The 21304-nt window shown below is 74.0% G+C and carries 1 protein-coding gene and 1 pseudogene; both read left to right on the top strand.

Annotation, left to right across the window (positions count from 1 at the left end):
- Nucleotides 1–8 precede the first annotated feature (8 nt).
- Nucleotides 9–5021: pseudogene (locus ACJX2R_RS20475) on the top strand (type I polyketide synthase); the annotation flags it as partial.
- 278 nt (nucleotides 5022–5299) lie between these two features.
- Nucleotides 5300–21292, top strand: coding sequence for a type I polyketide synthase (locus ACJX2R_RS20470; protein WP_413105912.1), 15993 nt, complete (start codon nucleotides 5300–5302; stop codon nucleotides 21290–21292).
- Nucleotides 21293–21304 lie beyond the last annotated feature (12 nt).

Genomic DNA, 21304 nt, shown 5'->3' with positions numbered 1-21304 from the left:
TGGCGACTGCGAACGAAGCCAAGCTCCGCGAATATCTGAAGAAGGTCACCACCGACCTCACCGCCGCCCACCGGCGGCTCCAGGAGGCCGACGACCAGGCCCATGAGCCGATCGCCATCGTGGGCATGAGCTGCCGCTTCCCCGGAGGTGTCAGCACCCCCGAGGAGCTGTGGCAGCTCATGGCCTCCGGCGGCGAGGCGCAGACGGAGTTCCCGGCCGACCGCGGCTGGGACCTGCGGAACCTGTTCGACTCCGACCCGGACACCCCGGACACCACCTACACCCGCGAGGGCGGGTTCCTGGAGGACGCCACCCGGTTCGACGCGGCGTTCTTCGGGATCTCGCCGCGCGAGGCCATGGCGATGGACCCGCAGCAGCGGCTGCTGCTGGAGACGTCGTGGGAGGCGTTCGAGCGGGCCGGGATCGACCCCGCGTCCCTGCGCGGCAGCCGGACCGGTGTCTTCGCGGGCATGAACGCCTCCGACTATCTGACGGTGGCGCTCGACGCCGAGGACGACTTCGGCGGCCACCTCGGCACCGGCAACGCCAGCAGCGTCGTCTCCGGCCGGCTCTCCTACGTGTTCGGCCTGGAGGGCCCGGCCGTCACGGTGGACACCGCGTGCTCCGCGTCGCTGGTTGCGTTGCACCTGGCCGTCCAGTCGCTGCGGCTGGGCGAGTGCTCGCTCGCCCTGGCGGGCGGCGTCCATGTGATGTCCACGCCGGGGCTGTTCATCGAGTTCAGCCGCCAGCGCGGACTGTCCGAGGACGGCCGCTGCAAGGCGTTCTCGGCGGACGCCGACGGCTTCGGGCCGGCCGAGGGCGTGGGCGTCCTGCTGCTGGAGCGGCTTTCGGACGCCCGCCGCCTGGGCCACGAGGTGCTGGCCGTGGTGCGGGGCTCGGCCGTCAACCAGGACGGCGCGTCCAACGGTCTGACCGCGCCGAACGGCCCGTCCCAGCAGCGCGTCATCCAGCAGGCGCTGGCCAACGCCCGGCTGTCCGCGGGCGATGTGGACGTCGTGGAGGCCCATGGCACGGGCACTTCGCTCGGCGACCCGATCGAGGCACAGGCGCTGCTCGCCACCTACGGCCAGGACCGGCCCGGGGAACTGCCCCTGCTGCTCGGCTCGGTGAAGTCCAACATCGGCCACACCCAGGGCGCCGCGGGCATCGCCGGGGTGATGAAGATGGTCCTGGCGATGCGGCACGGGGTGGTCCCCGAGTCGCTGCACATCGCCGAGCCGTCCCCGCACATCGACTGGTCCTCGGGGAAGCTCGCGCTGGTCAGGTCGGTCACGCCGTGGCCCGAGACCGGCCGTCCGCGCCGCGCGGCCATCTCCTCCTTCGGCTTCAGCGGCACCAACGCGCACACCATCGTCGAGCAGGCCCCCGCCGAGGAGCCGGGCCCGGTCGAGCTGGTGTCCAAGCAGCCGGGTGTGCTGCCGTGGGTGCTGTCCGGCAAGAGCGAGGCGGCGCTGCGCGCCCAGGCGTGGCGGCTGCTGGACCGGCTCCACGACGAACCGGCGCTGCGCACCGTGGACATCGGCCTGTCGCTGGCCACCACCCGCGCCGCGCTGGACCACCGCGGTGTGGTCCAGGGCCGGGACCGCGAGGAGCTGATGGCCGGGCTGACCGCACTCGCCGAGGGCGGCATGGCGGCCGGGGTTGAGCGGGGCGCCGTGGTCGCCGGGCAGACGGCGTTCGTCTTCCCCGGGCAGGGCTCGCAGTGGGTGCGGATGGGCGTGGGGCTGATGGACGCCTCGCCCGTCTTCGCGGCCCACATCGAGGAGTGTGCGGCGGCGCTGGCGGAGTTCACCGACTGGTCGTTGGTGGATGTGTTGCGGGGTGCGGAGGGTGCGCCGTCGCTGGAGCGGGTGGATGTGGTCCAGCCGGTGCTGTTCGCGGTGATGGTGTCCCTCGCGGAGCTGTGGCGTTCGCTGGGCGTCGTCCCGGCCGCGGTGATCGGCCATTCGCAGGGTGAGATCGCGGCGGCGTGTGTGGCCGGAGCCCTGTCGCTGAAGGACGCGGCCCGTGTGGTGGCCTTGCGCAGCCAGGCCATTGGCCGGGTGTTGGCGGGCAAGGGCGGCATGGTGTCGGTGGCGCTCCCGGTGGCGGATGTGCGCGAGCGCATCGCGGCCTGGGGTGAGGAGCGGATCTCGGTGGCGGCGGTCAACGGCCCGTCGTCGGTGGTGGTTTCGGGCGAGCCCGAGGCGCTGGACGAACTGCTGGCGTCCTGCGAGGCGGATGAGGTGCGGGCGCGCCGGGTGCCGGTGGACTACGCCTCGCACTCCGCGCAGGTCGATCTGCTCCGCGAGGAGCTGCTGGAGCTGCTGGCGCCCGTACAGCCGAAGAACGCCCAGGTGCCGTTCCTGTCGACGGTGACGGGGGAGTGGGTCGAGGGTCCGGAGCTGGACGCCGAGTACTGGTTCACCAACCTGCGTCGCACGGTTGAGCTGGAGGGCGCGGTACGGCGGCTGCTGGACGAGGGCTTCGGGGTGTTCATCGAGTCCAGCGCGCACCCGGTGCTGACCATGGGAGTGCAGGAGACCGCCGAGGACGCCGGTGTGGACGCGGCCGCGATCGGGTCGCTGCGCCGCGACGAGGGGGGCCTGGACCGCTTCTGGGCCTCCGTCGGCGAGGCGTGGTCGCGCGGTGTGGCCGTGGACTGGGACGCGTTCTTCGACGGCACCGGCGCGCGCCGGATCGAGCTGCCCACGTACGCCTTCCAGCGGCAGCGCTACTGGCCGGAGGCCGCGCGGGGAAGGGCGACCGGGGAGAGCGGGCGCGACGCCGTGGAGGAGAGGTTCTGGGCCGCCGTGGAGGCCGAGGACTGGCAGGCGCTGGCCGCCGAGCTGACGGTCGAGGGTGATCAGCCCATGAGCGCCGTCCTGCCCGCGCTGGCCTCGTGGCGCAAGCAGGCGCGTGAGCAGTCCACGGTGGACGGCTGGCGCTACCGCGTGACGTGGAAGCCGCTCGCCGAGGAGCGGGCCGCGCGGCTGACCGGCGCGTGGCTCGTCGTCACCCCGGCCACCGAGGACACCTGGACCGACGCCGTTGCCGGTGTGCTCGCCGAACGCGGCGCCGACGTACGGCGGATCGCGGTGGACACCGCCATCGACGGCCGGGAGGAGCTGGCCGGGCGGCTGCGCACCGCGCTCGCCGAAGCCGAAGCCGGAGCCGATGCCCGAGCCAAAGCCGGAGCCGCTGCCGCTCCGAACGGCCCCGCGTTCGACGGAGTGGTGTCGCTGCTGGCCCCGGCCCAGGGCGCACACCCCGAACACGCCTCCCTGCCCGCCGGAACGGCCGCCCAGCTCGCGCTGGTCCAGGCCCTCGGCGACGCGGGAATCGGCGCACCGCTGTGGTGCCTCACACAGGGCGCCGTCTCCGTGGGCGGCACCGACCGCCCGGCCGCGCCCGAGCAGGCCCTCGTCTGGGGCCTGGGCCGGGTGGCCGCGCTGGAGCACCTGGAGCGCTGGGGCGGTCTGATCGACCTGCCTGACACGCCCGACGAGCGCGCCCTGACCCGGCTGGTGGGCCTCCTCGCCTCCGACGGCGACGACGACCAGGCCGCGATCCGTGCCACGGGCGTCTTCGGGCCCCGCCTGGTGCGCGCCCCGCTGGCCGACACCTCCGCCGTACGGGCCTGGAGGCCGACCGGCACCACGCTGGTCACCGGCGGCACGGGACGGCTCGGCGTGCAGGTCGCGCGGTGGCTGGCCCGCAACGGCGCCGACCATCTCGTCCTGGCGAGCCGCAGGGGCCCGGACGCCCCCGGTGCGGTCGAGTTGGAGGCCGAGCTGACCGAGCTCGGCGCCAAGGTCACCCTCGCCGCGTGCGATGTGACCGACCGCGCCGCGCTCGCCGACACCCTCGCGGCCATCCCGGCCGACCAGCCGCTGACGGCCGTCGTGCACACCGCCGCCGTCATCGACGACGGGGTGATCGAGGGGCTGACCCCCGATCAGGTCGAGCGGGTGCTGCGGCTCAAGGTGGACGCCACGCGCCATCTGCACGAGCTCACCCGGGACCTGGACCTGACCGCGTTCGTGCTGTGCTCGCACTTCTCCGCCACCTTCGGCGCACCCGGCCAGGGCAACCAGGCGCCCGGCAACGCCTTCCTGCACGCCTTCGCCGAGCAGCGCCGCGCCGACGGGCTGCCCGCCACCGCGCTGACCTTCGGCCCGTGGGGCGACGGCTCAAGCGTGGACGGCGCCGTGGGCGACCGGATGCGCCGCCACGGCATCAACGAGATGGCGCCCGAGCCGGCCACCGCCACGCTCCAGCACGCGCTGGACCGGGACGAGACCGCGCTGACCGTCATCGACATGGACTGGCGGCGCTTCACCCTCGCCTTCACCGCCGACCGGCCGCGTCCGCTGCTGCACGACCTGCCCGAGGCCCGCGAGGTCGTCGAGGAGATGGCCGCGGCCGAGACCGACGACGCGGGCACCGCCGGTGCGGCCCTGGCCGGGCAGCTCGCGGGCCTGCCGGAGACCGAGCGGGAGCGGGTGCTGCTGGATCTGGTGCGCGGCGCGGTGGCCGCCGTGCTGGGCCACTCCGGTGCCCAGGCCATCGAGGCCGGGCGGGCCTTCAAGGAGTTGGGCTTCGACTCGCTGACCGCGGTCGAGCTCCGCAACCGGCTGGGCGCCGCGAGCGGGCTGAAGCTGCCGCCGAGCCTGATCTTCGACCACCCGACCCCGGCCGCCGTGGCCGCCTATCTGCGGGCCGGGATCGCGCCCGACGAGGCGGCCGACGGCACGGCGGTGCTCGAAGAGCTCGACAAGCTGGAGTCCGCGCTCACCGGCACCGCGCCCGACAACATCACCCGGGCCCGGATCACCATGCGGCTCCAGTCGCTGCTGGCGAAGTGGAACGAGTCGGACGGCACGGCGGTCACCGCCGAGCCCGCCGCCGTGGCGGCGCCGGAGCGCCCGGCGACGGACACGGTGGACGCCGGGCAGCTCCAGTCGGCCAGTGACGAAGAGCTCTTCGCATTCATCAACAAGGGCCTCGGAAGGGCTTGACGAGAATTTCGCTATTGACGTCGTATCCAATGTCGGCCAGGATTTTCTCCACCCTTCAATAGAGTTTCGAAATACCGGGTTGCCCCCTATCGCTCCTTGGCTATCCAGGGGGTCATAGGGGGCCTCTAGGGGTTGTTGTGAGGGTTAGTTTTTACATAGCCTCTCAGCGAGAAGTCGACTGATTTGGTTGTTGGTTACCGGCTCCCATTGAGGATCTGTGGAGCATTTCCGATGCCGTCTGCCGTAATTGGATTGCGTAAATGGCGAATGAAGAGACGCTGCGGGACTACCTCAAGCTGGTAACGGCGGATCTGCACCAGACTCGCCTCCGCCTGCAAGAGGCCGAGGCGAAGAACCACGACCCCATCGCCATCGTGGGGATCGGCTGCCGTTATCCCGGAGGCGTCCAGTCGCCCGAGGACCTGTGGCGCATCGTCAGCGAGGGCGTCGACGCGGTCAGCGAGTTCCCGCTGGACCGCGGGTGGAATGTCGACACGATGTACCACCCGGACCCGGACCACCCCGGCACCAGCTATGTGCACGAGGGCGGATTCGTCGACGGCATAGCCGATTTCGACCCCTCCCTGTTCGGCATCAGCCCCCGGGAAGCGCTCGGCATGGACCCGCAGCAGCGGATGCTGCTGGAGACCTCCTGGGAGGCGTTCGAGCGCGCCGGAATCGACCCGGTCGCGGTGCGCGGCCGGCAGATCGGCGTCTTCGTCGGCACCAGCAATCACGATTACCTGGGCGCGATCCTCAGTTCCAATGAGAACTTCGAGGGCTACTTCGGCACCGGTAACGCCGCGAGCGTCGCCTCCGGCCGCCTTTCCTACACCTTCGGTTTCGAGGGCCCGGCCGTCACCGTCGACACCGCCTGCTCCTCCTCGCTGGTGGCGCTCCACCTCGCCGTCCAGGCGCTGCGCAACGGCGAATGCTCGCTCGCCCTCGCCGGCGGCGCCACCCTGATGTGCGCGCCCGGCGTCTTCGTCGACTACAGCAAGATGCGCGGACTGGCCCTCGACGGCCGCTCCAAGCCCTTCGCCCCGGAGGCCGACGGCTTCTGCCTGGGCGAGGGCGTCGGCATGCTGCTCGTCGAGCGGCTGTCGGACGCCCAGCGCAAGGGCCACCCGGTGCTCGCCGTGGTCCGCGGCTCCGCCGTCAACCAGGACGGCGCCAGCAACGGCCTCACCTCGCCCAACGGCCCCTCGCAGCAGCGCGTCATCCTCCAGGCGCTGGCCAACGCCCGGCTCAGCCCCGACCAGGTGGACGCCGTCGAGGCCCATGGCACTGGCACCGCCCTCGGCGACCCGATCGAGGCGCAGGCGCTGCTGGCCACCTACGGCCAGGACAGGCCCGAGGGCAAACCGCTGCTCATCGGCTCCATCAAGTCCAACATCGGCCACGCCCAGGCGGGCGCCGGTGTCGGCGGCGTCATCAAGATGGTCATGGCGATGCGCCACGGCCGGCTGCCCAAGACCCTGCATCTCACCGAGCCCACCCCGCACGTCGACTGGACGGCCGGGGACGTCGAACTGCTCACCGCCACCCGCGAGTGGGCCAAGGACCCCGAGGGCGCCACCCCGCGCCGGGCGGGCGTCTCGTCGTTCGGCATGAGCGGCACCAATGTGCACACCATCCTCGAGGAGGCCCCGGCCTCCGCGGCCCCCGTCGGGCATGCCGAGAGCGGCGAGCCCGAGCCGGAGCGGGCCGAGGTGCCCCTCGTCCCGGTCGTGCTGTCCGGCAAGAACGAGCAGGCGCTGCGCGCCCAGGCGCTCCGGCTGCGGACCCATCTGGCCGCCCACCCCGGCCACCGCCTCGCCGACATCGGCTACTCCCAGGCCGCCACCCGGGCCGCCCTCGACCGCCGCGCCGCGGTCGTCGCCGCCGACCACGACGAGCTGCTCGCGGGCCTCGACGCGCTCGCCGAGGGCCGCCACCACCCCGAGGTGACCGAGGGTCTCGCCGCCGAGGGCAAGGTCGCGTTCCTCTTCACCGGGCAGGGCAGCCAGCGGCTCGGCATGGGCCGTGAGCTGTACGCGACGTATCCGGTGTTCGCCGAGGCGCTGGACGCGGTCTGCGCCCAGCTCGACCGCTTCCTCGACCGGCCGCTGAAAGACGTGCTGTTCGGCGACGACGCCGCCACGCTCGACCGGACCGGCTACACCCAGCCCGCGCTGTTCGCCGTCGAGGTGGCCCTCTTCCGCCTCGTCGAATCCTGGGGGCTGCGGCCCGACTTCCTCTCCGGCCACTCCATCGGCGAGCTCACCGCCGCCCATGTCGCCGGGGTGCTCTCGCTCACCCACGCCTCCGCCCTGGTGGCCGCGCGCAGCCAGCTGATGCAGCAACTCCCCACCGGCGGCGCGATGATCGCCGTGCAGGCGGCGGAGGACGAGGTGACGCCGCTGCTGACCGAGCGGGTGTCCATCGCCGCCATCAACGGCCCGACGTCGGTCGTCATCGCCGGTGACGAGGACGCGGCGCTGGAGATCGCGGCGGGCTTCGAGGCCCAGGGCCGCAAGACCAAGCGGCTCACCGTCAGCCACGCCTTCCACTCCCCGCACATGGACGGGATGCTGGAGAACTTCCGTCAGGTGGCCGAGCGGCTGACCTACGAGGCTCCGAAGATCCCGATCGTCTCCAACCTCACCGGCACCCTGGTGGGCGCCGACGAGATCACCACGCCCGAGTTCTGGGTCCGCCACGTCCGTGAGGCCGTCCGCTTCCTCGACGGCGTGCGCCGCCTCGAGGACCACGGCGTGACCACGTATCTGGAGCTCGGCCCCGACGGGGTGCTCTCCGCCATGGCCCAGGAGTGCGTGAGCGGCGGCCGGAACCGCACGTTCGCCTTCCTGCCCGCGCTGCGCTCCGGCCGCCCCGAGCCCCGCACCCTGAGCAGCGCGCTCGCCCAGGCGCATGTCCGGGGCCTGCCCGTGGACTGGGCCACCTACTACGCGGGCACCGGCGCCCGCCGCGTCGACCTGCCCACCTACGCCTTCCAGCGGCAGCGCTACTGGCCCGCCAACCCCTTCTCGTACGGCCCCGACCCCGCCGCGGCCGAGGCCGCCGCACCGGCCGTGGCCGACGCCCGGTTCTGGGAGGTCGTGCACAGCGAGGACCTGGCCGCCCTGGTCGACACCCTCGGCCTCGACGGCGACCAGCCCCTCAGCGAGGTGCTGCCCGTCCTGTCCGCATGGCGCCGGCAGAGCCACGTCGACACCACCGTGGACGGCTGGCGCTACCGCGTCACCTGGACACCGCTGCCGCAGACCCCGGACAAACCGCTCACCGGCACCTGGCTCGTGGTCACCCCCGAGGGGCGCGACGACGACCCCTGGGTGGCGGAGCCGCTGCGGCTGCTGGCCGAACGCGGCGTCACCGTCCACCGGATCGACGTAGACGGAGCCACCGCCGACCGCGCCGCCCTCGCCGAGCGGATCCGCACCGCCCTGAGCCCGGACCCGGCGGCCGAGGCCCCGTCCTTGGACGGTGTGCCCTTCGACGGTGTGTCCTTGGAAGGTGTGTCCTTCGACGGGGTGCTCTCCCTGCTCGGCCTCGACGAGCGCCCGCACGACCCGCACCCCTCCCTCACCGCCGGACTCGCGGGCACCCTCACCCTCGTCCAGGCCCTCGGCGACGCCGGCCTCGACGCCCCGCTGTGGGCCGCCACCCGCGGCGCGGTCTCCGTCGGCCGCTCCGACCGGCTCACCAGCCCCGAACAGGCCCAGATCTGGGGCCTGGGCCGTACCGCCGCCCTTGAACACCCCGAGCGCTGGGGCGGTCTGATCGACCTGCCCGAGACCGCCGACGACCGCGCCCTCGGGCGGCTCGCCGACATCCTCGCCGGGCCCGACGGCATCAGCGGCGAGGACCACCTCGCCATCCGCCCGCAGGGCATCCACGCCCGACGGCTGGCCCGCGCCCCGCACCACGAGACCACCGACGACGGCTGGACCACCCACGGCACCGCGCTGATCACCGGCGGCACCGGCGCCCTCGGCGGCCATGTCGCCCGCTGGCTCGTGGCCCACGGCGCCCAGCACATCCTGCTCACCAGCCGCCGTGGCCCCGACGCCCCCGGCGCCCCCGAGCTGCGCGACGAACTCACCGCCCTCGGCGCCCAGGTGACCGTCGCCGCCTGCGACACGGCCGACCGCGACGCCCTCGCCGGGCTGCTGGCGACCGTCCCCGCGGACCTCCCGCTGACCACGGTCGTGCACGCCGCCGGAGTGCTGGACGACGGGGTGCTCGACGCCCAGACCCCGCGGCGCATGGCCGATGTGCTGCGCGCCAAGGCCGACTCCGCCCGCCATCTGCACGAGCTCACCCGCGGCCTCGACCTGTCCGCCTTCGTGCTCTTCTCCTCCATGGCCGCCACCTTCGGCGCCGCCGGACAGGCCAACTACGTCGCCGCCAACGCCTACCTCGACGCGCTCGCCGAACAGCGCCGGGCCGAGGGCCTGCCCGCCACCTCGATGGCCTGGGGCGCCTGGGCCGACGGCGGCATGGCCACCGACGAGCTGGTGGCCGAGCGGCTCCGGCAGTCGGGGCTGCCCGCCCTCGCCCCCGAACCGGCCACCGCCGCGCTGGGCGCCGCGCTCGACCTCGACGAGACCTTCTCCCTCGTCGTGGACATCGAATGGGACCGCTTCGCGCCCGGCCTCTCCGGCCACCGCCCCAACCCGCTGCTCGCCGACCTCTCCGAAGCGAAGCGCGCGATCGAGGCGGCCCGCACCGCCACCGGCGGCCCCGCCATCCCCGGCCAGCCCACCTCGCTGGCCCAGCGGCTGACCGACGCCGGAACCGACGAGGAACGCGACCAGATCGCCCTGGACTTCGTTCGCACCCAGGTGGCCGTCGTCCTCGGCCACCCCGGACCGGACTCGGTGGAACCCAGCCGCGCCTTCCGCGACCTCGGCTTCGACTCGCTGACCGCGGTCGAGATCCGCAACCTGCTCGCCACGCTCACCGGGCTCAAGCTGCCCGCCACCATCATCTTCGACTACCCCACCCCGATCGCCCTCGCCGACCACCTCCAGGCCGAACTCATCGGCTCGCGCCCGACCGTGACCGGAGCGTCCTCGGTGGGCGTGGCCCTGGACGACGACCCCATCGCGATCGTCGGCATGAGCTGCCGCTTCCCGGGCGGTGTGCGGTCACCGGAGGAGCTGTGGCGGCTCCTGGCGTCCGGCCAGGACGCGGTGGTCGACTTCCCCGCCGACCGCGGCTGGGACCTGGAGACGCTGTACGACCCGGAGGGCGCGGGCGAGCACACCAGCTACGTCCGCGAGGGCGGATTCCTCGCCGACGCGGCCGAGTTCGACCCCGTATTCTTCGGCATCTCGCCGCGCGAGGCCCTTGCCATGGATCCGCAGCAGCGGTTGCTGCTGGAGACGTCGTGGGAGGCGTTCGAGCGGGCCGGGATCGATCCGACCACGCTGCGCGGCCAGCAGGTCGGCGTGTTCGCCGGTACCAACGGCCAGGACTACCTGCCCGTGATCCTCTCCGCCCCCGATGGCTCGGAAGGCTTCATGGGGACGGGTAACGCGGCCAGTGTGATGTCGGGTCGGGTGTCGTATGCGCTGGGTCTTGAGGGTCCGGCGGTGACGGTGGATACGGCGTGTTCGTCGTCGTTGGTGGCGTTGCACTGGGCGATTCAGGCGTTGCGGGCGGGTGAGTGTTCGTTGGCGTTGGCCGGTGGTGTGACGGTGATGTCGACGCCGGGTTCGTTTGTGGATTTCAGTCGTCAGCGTGGGTTGGCGGCGGATGGGCGGATCAAGGCGTTCGCGGCGGGTGCGGATGGTACGGGTTGGGGTGAGGGTGTGGGCATGCTGCTCGTGGAGCGGCTGTCGGACGCCCGGCGCAATGGTCATGAGGTGCTGGCGGTCGTGCGTGGTTCGGCCATCAACCAGGACGGTGCGTCGAATGGTCTGACGGCGCCGAATGGTCCCTCGCAGCAGCGGGTGATTCGTCAGGCGTTGGCGGGTGCGGGGTTGTCGGCGTCCGAGGTGGACGCGGTCGAGGCCCACGGCACGGGCACCAAGCTGGGCGACCCGATCGAGGCGCAGGCCCTGCTGGCCACCTACGGCCAGGACCGCGACGCCGACCAGCCGCTGTGGCTGGGCTCCATCAAGTCCAACTTCGGCCATACGCAGGCCGCGGCCGGTGTCGCCGGTGTGATGAAGATGGTGCTGGCCATCCAGCACGGACTGCTGCCGCAGACCCTCAACGTCGATGAGCCCACGCCGCATGTGGACTGGTCGACGGGCGCGGTCGCCCTGCTGACCGAGGCGCGGGAGTGGCCGGAGACCGGCCGTCCGCGCCGGGCCGCGGTGTCCTCGTTCGGCATCAGCGGCACCAACGCGCACACCATCATCGAGCAGGCCCCGGTGTACGCGGACGAGACCGAGGACGCGACGCCCGCCGCCGCGCCCCGGCCCGCCACCTGGGTGCTCTCCGCCAAGTCCTCCGAGGGCCTGCGCGACCAGGCCGTACGGCTGCGCGCCCACCTCGACGAGCGGCCCGAGCTGGACCTCACCGACGTGGCGTTCACGCTCGCCACGCGCCGTACCGCCTTCGAGGAGCGCGCGGCGCTGGTCGCCGAGGACCGGGACGGGCTGCTGTCCGGCCTGGCGGCGCTTGCCGAGGGCCGTACGGCGGCCGGGCTCGCGCACGGTTCGGTGGCCGGTGGCAAGGTGGCGTTCCTGTTCACGGGGCAGGGCAGCCAGCGGCTCGGCATGGGTCGTGAGCTGTACGACGCCTTCCCGGTGTTCGCTGACGCGCTGGACGAGGTGTGCGCGCACCTGGACGGGCATCTGGAGCGGCCGCTGCGGGATGTGCTGTTCGGGGATGACGCCGAGGCGCTGGATCGGACGGGGTTCACTCAGCCCGCGCTGTTCGCGATCGAGGTGGCGCTGTTCCGGCTGGTTTCGGAGGCGTGGGGTCTGAAGGCGGACTTCCTGTCCGGCCACTCGATTGGTGAGCTGGCTGCCGCGCATGTGGCCGGTGTGCTCTCGCTGGCGGACGCGGCGAAGCTGGTTGCCGCGCGTGGCCGTCTGATGCAGGAGCTTCCGGCCGGTGGCGCGATGATCGCGGTGCAGGCGTCGGAGGACGAGGTGGCGCCGCTGCTCACCGAGCGTGTCTCGATCGCCGCGCTCAACGGTCCGACCTCCGTGGTCATCGCGGGTGACGAGGACGCGGCTGTCGCGATCGCTTCCGGCTTCGAAGCCCAGGGCCGTAAGATCAAGCGGCTCACGGTCAGCCACGCCTTCCACTCCCCGCGCATGGACGGCATGTTGGACGCGTTCCGCGAGGTCGCGGAGGGGCTGTCGTACGAGGCCCCGCGGATCCCGATCGTGTCCAACCTCACCGGGGACGTGGTCTCCGCCGAGGAGATCACCAGCCCGGACTTCTGGGTGCGCCACGTCCGCGAGGCGGTCCGCTTCCTCGACGGTGTACGGACGTTGGAAGCCCGAGGCGTCACCACGTACGTCGAGCTGGGCCCCGACGGTGTGCTCACCGCCATGGCGCAGGATTGCGTCACCGACGCCGATGTGGCGGGCTTCGCCGCCGTGCTGCGCAAGGACCGCCCCGAGGCCGAGGCGCTGCTGTCGGCCGTCGCGCGGGCGCATGTGCGCGGCGTGGCGGTGGACTGGGCGGCCTACTACGCCCGTACCGGCGCCTCGCAGGTCGCGCTGCCCACGTACGCCTTCCAGCGGCAGCGCTACTGGCCGAAGGTGTCGTCGCTGTTCCTCGGCGACGTGGCCGCGGTCGGGCTGGGCGAGGCCGAGCATCCGCTGCTCGGCGCCAGCGCCGAACTGCCGGACGCGGACGGGATGCTGTTCACCGGGCGGCTGGCACTGTCCACCCACCCGTGGCTCGCGGGCCACACCATCCTGGACACGGTGCTGCTGCCCGGTACCGCGTTCGTGGAGCTGGCGATCCGCGCGGGTGACCAGGTCGGCTGTGACTACCTGGAGGAGCTGACCCTCGAGGCGCCGCTGGTGCTGCCCGCGCAGGGCGGTGTCCAGCTGCGGCTCTCGGTCGGCGCGGCCGACGAGACGGGTCGCCGTCCGCTGTCGCTGCACTCCCGAGTGGAGGGCCTGCCCGCCGAGGAGCCGTGGACCCGGCACGCCGCCGGTGTCCTGGCGTCCGGCGGCCGTCCGGAGGCGTCGTTCGAGCTGAGCGCGTGGCCCCCGGCGGACGTGACCGAGGTGGAGCTGGACGGCCGCTACGAGGGCCTGCTGGACATCGGCTTCGCCTACGGCCCCGCGTTCCAGGGGCTGCGCAGGGTGTGGCAGCGCGGTGGCGAGGTGTTCGCCGAGGTGGCGCTGGACGAGGAGACGGCCGAGGAGGCCGCCGCGTTCGGGCTGCACCCGGCGCTGCTGGACTCCGCCCTGCACGCCATCGGCATGGGCGGCCTGGGCAACACGGGCGGCGAAGGGCGGCTGCCGTTCGCCTGGACCGGCGTGTCGCTGTACGCGAGCGGCGCCTCGGCGCTGCGGGTGCGGCTGGCCCCCGCGGGCACCGACGGTGTCCGGCTGGAGATCGCCGACACCACCGGCGCGCCCGTCGCGGCCGTCGAGACGCTGGGGCTGCGCCCGGTCTCGGCCGAGCAGATCCAGAGCGCGCGCACGGCCTACCACGAGTCGCTGTTCCGCCTGGAGTGGGCGGCCACGGCCGGGCTCGCCGACGCGGCCGGGGCGGATGTTCCCGCCGACGGCCGGTGGGCGGTGCTGGGCGCCGACCCGCTCGGGCTCGGGACCTCGGCGTACGGGGACCTGGAGACGCTGGCCGGGGCGGTCGCCGCGGGCACCGCGCCCGCGCCCGAGTACGTCGTCGTGTCGCCGTCCGCCGAGGTCGGTGAGCAGGCGGCGCGCGGGGCGCACCGCGCCGCCGCCGCGGCGCTCTCCGTCGTCCAGCGGTGGCTGGAGGAGGGGTTCGGGGACGCCCCGCTGGTCGTGGTGACCCGTGGCGCGGTGGCCGTCGAGGACGGCGAGCCGGTGGCGGATCTGGCCGGTGCGGCCGTCTGGGGTCTGCTGCGCTCGGCGCAGTCGGAGAACCCGGGCCGCTTCGTGCTGGTGGACACCGACGGCGCGGACCAGTCGCTGCGGGCGCTGCCCGCCGCTCTGGCCTCGGGCGAGCCGCAGCTGGCGATCCGCGCGGGCGCGGTGTCCGTGCCGCGGCTGGCGCGGGTGGCCGTGGAGCCGGAGGGCGACGGCGCCCGGGGTCTCGACCCCGAGGGCACGGTGCTGGTGACCGGCGCGTCCGGTTCGCTGGGCGGTCTGGTGGCCCGGCATCTGGTGGCCGAGCGTGGCGTACGGCGTCTGCTGCTGGTGAGCCGCCGTGGCGACCAGGCCCCCGGTGCGACCGAACTCGGCGCCGAACTGGCCGGGTTGGGCGCCGAGGTGCGCTGGGCGGCGTGTGATGTGGCCGACCGGAACGCGCTCGCCGCGGCCCTCGCCACCGTCCCCGCCGAGCATCCGCTGACCGCCGTCGTGCACACGGCCGGTGTGCTGGACGACGGTGTGATCGGCTCCCTCACCTCCGAGCGCGTCGACCACGTCATGCGCCCGAAGGTGGACGCGGCCTGGAACCTCCACGAGCTCACCCGCGAGCTGGACCTGGCGGCCTTCGTGCTGTTCTCGTCCTCCTCCGGTGTGTTCGGCGGCCCGGGACAGGGCAACTACGCCGCCTCCAACGCCTTCCTGGACGCCCTCGCCCGGCACCGGGCCGCCCAGGGCCTGCCCGCCACCGCGCTCGCGTGGGGCCTGTGGGCCGGGGCCGGTATGGGCAGCACCCTGGACGAGGCCGACATCGCCCGGATGCGGCGCGCCGGACTGCCGCCGCTGCCGGTGGCGGAGGGCCTTGCCCTGCTCGACACCGCGCTGACCGTCTCCGAGGCGTCCCTGGTGCCGATGCGGGTGGACCTCGCGGCCCTGCGCACCCAGGCCGCCGGTGGCGCGGTCTCGCCCCTGTTCCGCGGTCTGGTGCGGATCCCGGCGCGGCGCGCGGTGGACGCGGTCGCGGCGGGCGGCGAGTCCGGCCTTGCGGGACGGCTCGCCGGGCTGTCCGAGCCCGAGCAGGAGCGGCTGCTGCTGGACTTGGTGCGCGGCCAGGTGGCCACCGTGCTGGGCTACGCGGGCGCGGAGACCATCGGCTCCGGGCGTGCATTCAAGGAGCTGGGCTTCGACTCGCTGACCGCCGTCGAGCTGCGCAACCAGCTCAACACGGTCACCGGGCTGCGGCTGCCCGCCACGCTCATCTTCGACTACCCGGACCCGCAGGTGCTGGCCCGCCATCTGCGGACCGAGCTCGTCGGCGAGCGGTCCCCGGTGGCGCACACGCCGGTGCCGGTCGTGGCCGCCACCGACGACGAGCCGATCGCCATCGTGGCGATGAGCTGCCGTTACCCCGGCGGGGTCACCACCCCCGAGGAGCTGTGGCAGCTGCTCGCCGCGGGCGAGGACGGCATCTCCCGCTTCCCGGACAACCGTGGCTGGGACCTCGAGGCGCTCTACGACCCGGACCCGGAGACCCAGGGCACCTCCTACGCCCGCGAGGGCGGCTTCCTGCACGACGCCGCCGAGTTCGACCCGGCGTTCTTCGGGATCTCGCCGCGTGAGGCGCTGGCGATGGATCCGCAGCAGCGGCTGCTGCTGGAGACCTCGTGGGAGGCGTTCGAGCGCGCCGGGATCGATCCGCTGTCCGTGCGCGGCAGCAGGACCGGTGTGTTCGCGGGCGTCATGTACCACGACTACGGGTCCCGGCTGCACGCCGTCCCCAGCGAGGTCGAGGGCTACCTCGGCACCGGCAGCTCCAGCAGCGTGGTGTCCGGCCGCGTGGCGTACACCTTCGGCCTGGAGGGCCCGGCCGTCACGGTCGACACGGCCTGCTCGTCGTCGCTGGTCGCGCTGCACCTGGCCGCGCAGGCGCTGCGCCAGGGTGAGTGCTCGCTGGCGCTGGCCGGCGGTGTCACGGTGATGTTCACCCCGGGTACGTTCATCGACTTCAGCCGCCAGCGCGGACTGGCCAGGGACGGCCGCTGCAAGTCGTTCGCGGCCGCCGCCGACGGCACCGGCTGGGGCGAGGGCGCGGGCATGCTCCTCCTGGAGCGGCTGTCGGACGCCCGTCGACACGGCCACGAGGTGCTGGCGATCGTGCGCGGCTCGGCCGTCAACCAGGACGGCGCATCCAACGGTCTGACGGCGCCCAACGGCCCGTCCCAGCAGCGCGTCATCCGCCAGGCCCTCGCCAACGCCCGCCTGACCACCGGCGAGGTGGACGTGGTCGAGGCGCACGGCACCGGCACCACGCTGGGCGACCCGATCGAGGCGCAGGCGCTGCTGGCCACGTACGGCCGGGAGCGGGACGCGGAACAGCCGCTGTGGCTGGGCTCGGTGAAGTCCAACCTGGGCCACACCCAGGCCGCCTCCGGTGTGGCCGGTGTCATCAAGATGGTGCTGGCCATGCGCCACGGTCTGCTGCCGCGGACGCTGCACGTGGACGAGCCGTCGCCGCATGTGGACTGGTCGGCGGGCGCGGTGTCGCTGCTGACCGAGGCGCGGGAGTGGCCGGAGAGCGGCCGTCCGCGCCGGGCCGCGGTGTCCTCGTTCGGCATCAGCGGCACCAACGCCCACGCCATCATCGAGCAGCCGCCCGCCCCCGAGCCGGATGAGCCCGCGGCGGAGCCCGAGGCCCTGCCGTACGTGCCCGTGCTGCTGTCGGCCCGTACCGAGGACGGTGTGCGGGCCCAGGCGCGGCGGCTGCGGTCGCGGATCGCCGCCGAACCCGGGGCCTCCCTCACCGACCTGGGCTTCTCGCTCGCCACGACCCGCGCCGCGCTGGAACACCGCGTCGCCCTGGTGGCCGGGGACCATGACGAGGCGCTGGGCGCGCTGGACGCGCTGGCGCGCGGTGAGCAGCCGGCGCAGGCGGTGCGCGGGGTGGCCACCGAGGGCAAGGTGGCGTTCCTGTTCACCGGGCAGGGCAGCCAGCGGCTCGGCATGGGCCGTGAGCTGTACGCGGCGTTCCCGCGCTTCGCGGAGGCGCTGGACGAGGTGTGCGACGCGCTGGACCCGCATCTCGAACGGCCGCTGAAGACCGTGCTGTTCGGCGAGGACGCCCAGGCCCTGGACCGCACGGCGGTCACCCAGCCCGCGCTGTTCGCCGTCGAGGTGGCGCTGTTCCGGCTGGTCGAGGCGTGGGGGCTGGAGGCGGACTACCTGTCCGGCCACTCCATCGGCGAGCTGGCCGCCGCGCATGTGGCGGGCGTGTTCTCGCTCGCCGACGCGTGTGCGCTGGTGGCGGCCCGTGGCCGGCTGATGCAGGAACTGCCCGCCGGTGGCGCGATGATCGCCATCCAGGCGTCCGAGGACGAGGTGGCGCCGCTGCTCACCGACCGGGTGAGCATCGCCGCCCTCAACGGCCCGGACTCCGTGGTCGTCGCGGGCGACGAGGACGCGGCTGTCGCGATCGCCGCGTCGTTCGAGGCGAAGGGCCGTAAGACCAAGCGGCTCACCGTCAGCCACGCCTTCCACTCGCCGCACATGGACCCGATGCTCGCGGACTTCCGCAAGCTGGCCGAGGGCCTGACCTTCAACGCCCCGAAGATCCCGCTGGTGTCCTGCCTGACCGGCACCGTGGTCTCCGCCGACGAGATCCGGCTGCCGGAGTTCTGGGTGCGCCACGTCCGCGAGACCGTCCGCTTCGCCGACGGTGTCCGCGCCCTGCGCGAGCAGGGCGTGACCACGTATCTGGAGCTCGGCCCGGACGGGGTGCTCTCCGCGATGGGCGAGGACTGCCTCGCCGAGACGGAGACCGGGACGGATACCGGGACCGGGACGGAGACCGGGACCGGGACCGGGACCGATGGCGGTGTGGACACCGACGCGGTGTTCGTCCCCACCCTGCGCGCTGGCCGCCCCGAGGCCCAGGCGCTCGCCACCGCCCTCGCCCACGTCCATGTCCGCGGCGCGGCCCCGGACTGGGCCGCGGTCTACGGCGGGCGCGGCGCCCGCCGCGTGGAGCTGCCCACCTACGCCTTCCAGCGCCAGCGCTACTGGCTCGACGTGGGCATCTCCGTCGAGGACGTGATCTCCGCGGGTCTCGGCACGGCCGACCACCCGCTGCTGGGCGCGGCGGTGGAACTCCCCGACACCGGTGGCTTCGTGTTCACCGGGCGGCTGTCGCTGCTCACCCACCCCTGGCTGGCCGACCACGCCGTCATGGACACCGTGCTGCTGCCCGGCACGGCCTTCGTGGAACTCGCGCTGCGCGCGGGCCACGAGGCGGGCTGTGACACGGTCGAGGAGCTGACCCTCCAGGCCCCGCTGGTCCTGCCCGAACAGGGCGCCGTCCAGCTGCGGCTGGAGCTCGCGGCGGCCGACGAGGCCGGGCGGCGCCCGCTGACCCTGCACTCCCGCCGGGAGGACGTGCCCGCCGACGAGCCGTGGATCCGCCACGCCACCGGCTTCCTCGCCCCGAGTGACGCGGTCGAGCACACCGCCGAGCACACCGCCGAGCCGGTGGACCTGAGCGCCTGGCCCCCGGCCGACGCGACGGCCCTGGCGACCGAGGAGTTCTACGAGGGCGCGGCCGCCGCCGGACTCGGCTACGGCCCGGTCTTCCAGGGGCTGCACGCCGCCTGGCGGCGCGGCGAGGAGCTGTTCGCCGAAATCCGGCTGCCCCAGGGCTTCGAGCCGCAGGCCGCCGCATATGGGGTGCATCCGGCGCTGCTGGACGCCGCCCTGCACACCCTCGGCCTCGACCCGGAGGGCGAGGGCGGCGAGGGCGGCGAGGGGGCGCGGCTGCCGTTCGCCTGGACCGGCGTACGGCTGCACGCCGGGGGCGCCGCATCGCTGCGCGTACGGCTGCGGCCCGGCGCCGACGGGGTGTCGCTGCACCTCGCCGACGGCACCGGCACCGCCGTGGCCACCATCGACGGCCTGGTGCTGCGCCCGCTGGCGGCCGAGCAGCTGAACGCCTCGCGCGCCGCGCACCACGAGTCGCTGTTCCGCCCCGAGTGGGCGGCCCTGCCCGCGTCCGCCGCCGACGTCCCGCTCGGCGAGTGCTGGGTGACCCTCGGCGCCGCCACCGGCTTCACCGCCACCGGCTTCGCCGCTACCGGCTTCACCGTCGGCGGCGAGCGGCTGGACGACTACGCGGACCTCGCGGCACTCACCGCCGCCCTCGACGGTGGCGCGCCCGCCCCCGACGTGGTCGTGGCGCCGCTCACGGGCGTGGCGCCACTGACCGGGACGGGCGGCGGGGCGCCTCTGCGCGCGCCCGGCGGCGCGGGGTCCCTGCCCGCCACGGACGGCGGGGCACCTCTGACTGGGACGGGCGGCGCGGGGTCCCTGCCCGCCACCGGCGGCGTGGCGCCTCTCACTGCCACCGGCGGCGGGGCGTCTCCCACTGCCACCGGCGGCGGGGCGTCTCCCACTGCCACCGGCGGCGTGGTACCTCTCACCGCGACCGGCGGCGCGGCGTCCCTGCCCGCCACCGGCGGCGGGGCACCCCTCACCGCCCCCGGCGGCATCGCGTCCCTGCCCGACACCGCGAGGGCCGCCGCCCGGGATGCCCTGGGCCTGGTCCAGAAGTGGCTGAACGATCAGCGGCTCGCCGACACCCGGCTCGTCCTCGTCACCCGTGGCGCGGTCGCGGCGGCACCCGGCGAGGACGTCGCCGACTTGGCCCACACCACCGCGTGGGGCCTGGTGAAGTCCGCGCAGTCGGAGAACCCCGGCCGCTTCGTCCTGGTGGACACCGACGGCACCGACGCCTCCCAGCGGGCCCTGCCGTCGGTGCTCGCCACCGACGAACCCCAGCTCGCTCTGCGCTCCGGCACCGGCCACGCCTACCGGCTCGCCCGGGTCCCGGCCCTGGCGGACACCCCCGAGCCCACCGGACTCGGCGACCCTGAGGGCACCGTGCTGCTGAGCGGCGCCACCGGCGCCCTGGGCGGACTCTTCGCCCGCCACCTGGTGGCGGAGCGCGGAGTGCGGCATCTGCTGCTGGTCAGCCGCCGCGGTGGCGAAGCCCCGGGCGCGGCCGAACTCGCCGCCGAGCTTGGCGCGTTGGGCGCCGAGGTCACCTGGGCGGCCTGCGACACCGCCGACCGGGACGCCCTCGCCGCCACCCTCGCGGCCGTACCGGCGGAGCACCCGCTGACCGCCGTGGTGCACACCGCGGGCGTCCTGGACGACGGGGTGATCAGTTCGCTGACCGGTGAGCGGATCGACACCGTACTGCGCCCCAAGGTGGACGCGGCGTGGCACCTCCACGAGCTCACCCGCGACCTCGACCTGTCCGCGTTCGTGCTCTTCTCCTCGGCCGCCGGTGCCTTCGGCAGCTCGGGACAGGGCAACTACGCCGCGGCCAACACCTTCCTGGACGCGCTCGCCCAGCACCGCCACGCCCAGGGCCTGCCCGCGAGCTCGCTCGCCTGGGGCCTGTGGGCCACGGCCGACGGCATGGCCGGAGGCCTCGACACCTCCGATGTCACCCGCATCTCGCGCGGCGGTTTCGCGGCGCTCGGACAGGACGAGGGCCTGGCGCTGTTCGACGTGGCGGGCACCCTGCCCGAGGCCGCGCTGGTGCCGATCCGCATCGACACGGGCGCACTGCGCGGCCAGGCCGCCGCCGGACTGCTGCCGCCGCTGCTGCGCGGCCTGGTCCGCACCCCCGTACGGCGCTCCGCCGACACCGGGGCCACCTCCGGTGCCGTGGCCGACTCGGGCGCGGGCTCGCTCGCGACCCGGCTCGCCGGGCTCTCGGAGACCGAACGCGACCGCGAGCTGCTGGAGGTCGTGCGCGGCCATGTGGCGGCCGTCCTCGGCCACGCCACCCCGGACGACGTGGACCCCGGCCGCGGCTTCCTCGACCTCGGCTTCGACTCGCTCACCGCCGTGGACCTGCGCAACCGACTGGGCGCCGCCGCCGGGCTGCGCCTGCCGGTCACGCTGATCTTCGACTACCCGACGCCCACCGCGCTCGCCGGGTATCTGCGCGAGGAGCTGGGCTTGGTCGGCGCGGACGGCGCGGCCGGACACCAGCCCGTACACGCGGAGCTCGACAAGCTCGAGGCCATCCTCGCCACGATCGCCCCGGACGATCTCGATCGCCCCGGTATCACCACCCGCCTGCGCGACCTCCTGTCGAAGTGGAATGAAACGCAAAGTGCTACGGACAGCACCGCAGAAGACCGTGAAATCCAGTCCGCGACGGCAGACGAGATCTTCGATCTCCTCGATGACGAGCTCGGGCTCTCCTGACCTGCTCCACAA

Origin of the sequence: Streptomyces sp. Inha503 (assembly GCF_047215865.1) — a bacterium.
Taxonomy (GTDB): domain Bacteria; phylum Actinomycetota; class Actinomycetes; order Streptomycetales; family Streptomycetaceae; genus Streptomyces; species Streptomyces lycopersici.
Note: the sequence above shows the minus strand (reverse complement) of the source record. Positions and strands in the feature narration are given on the sequence as shown.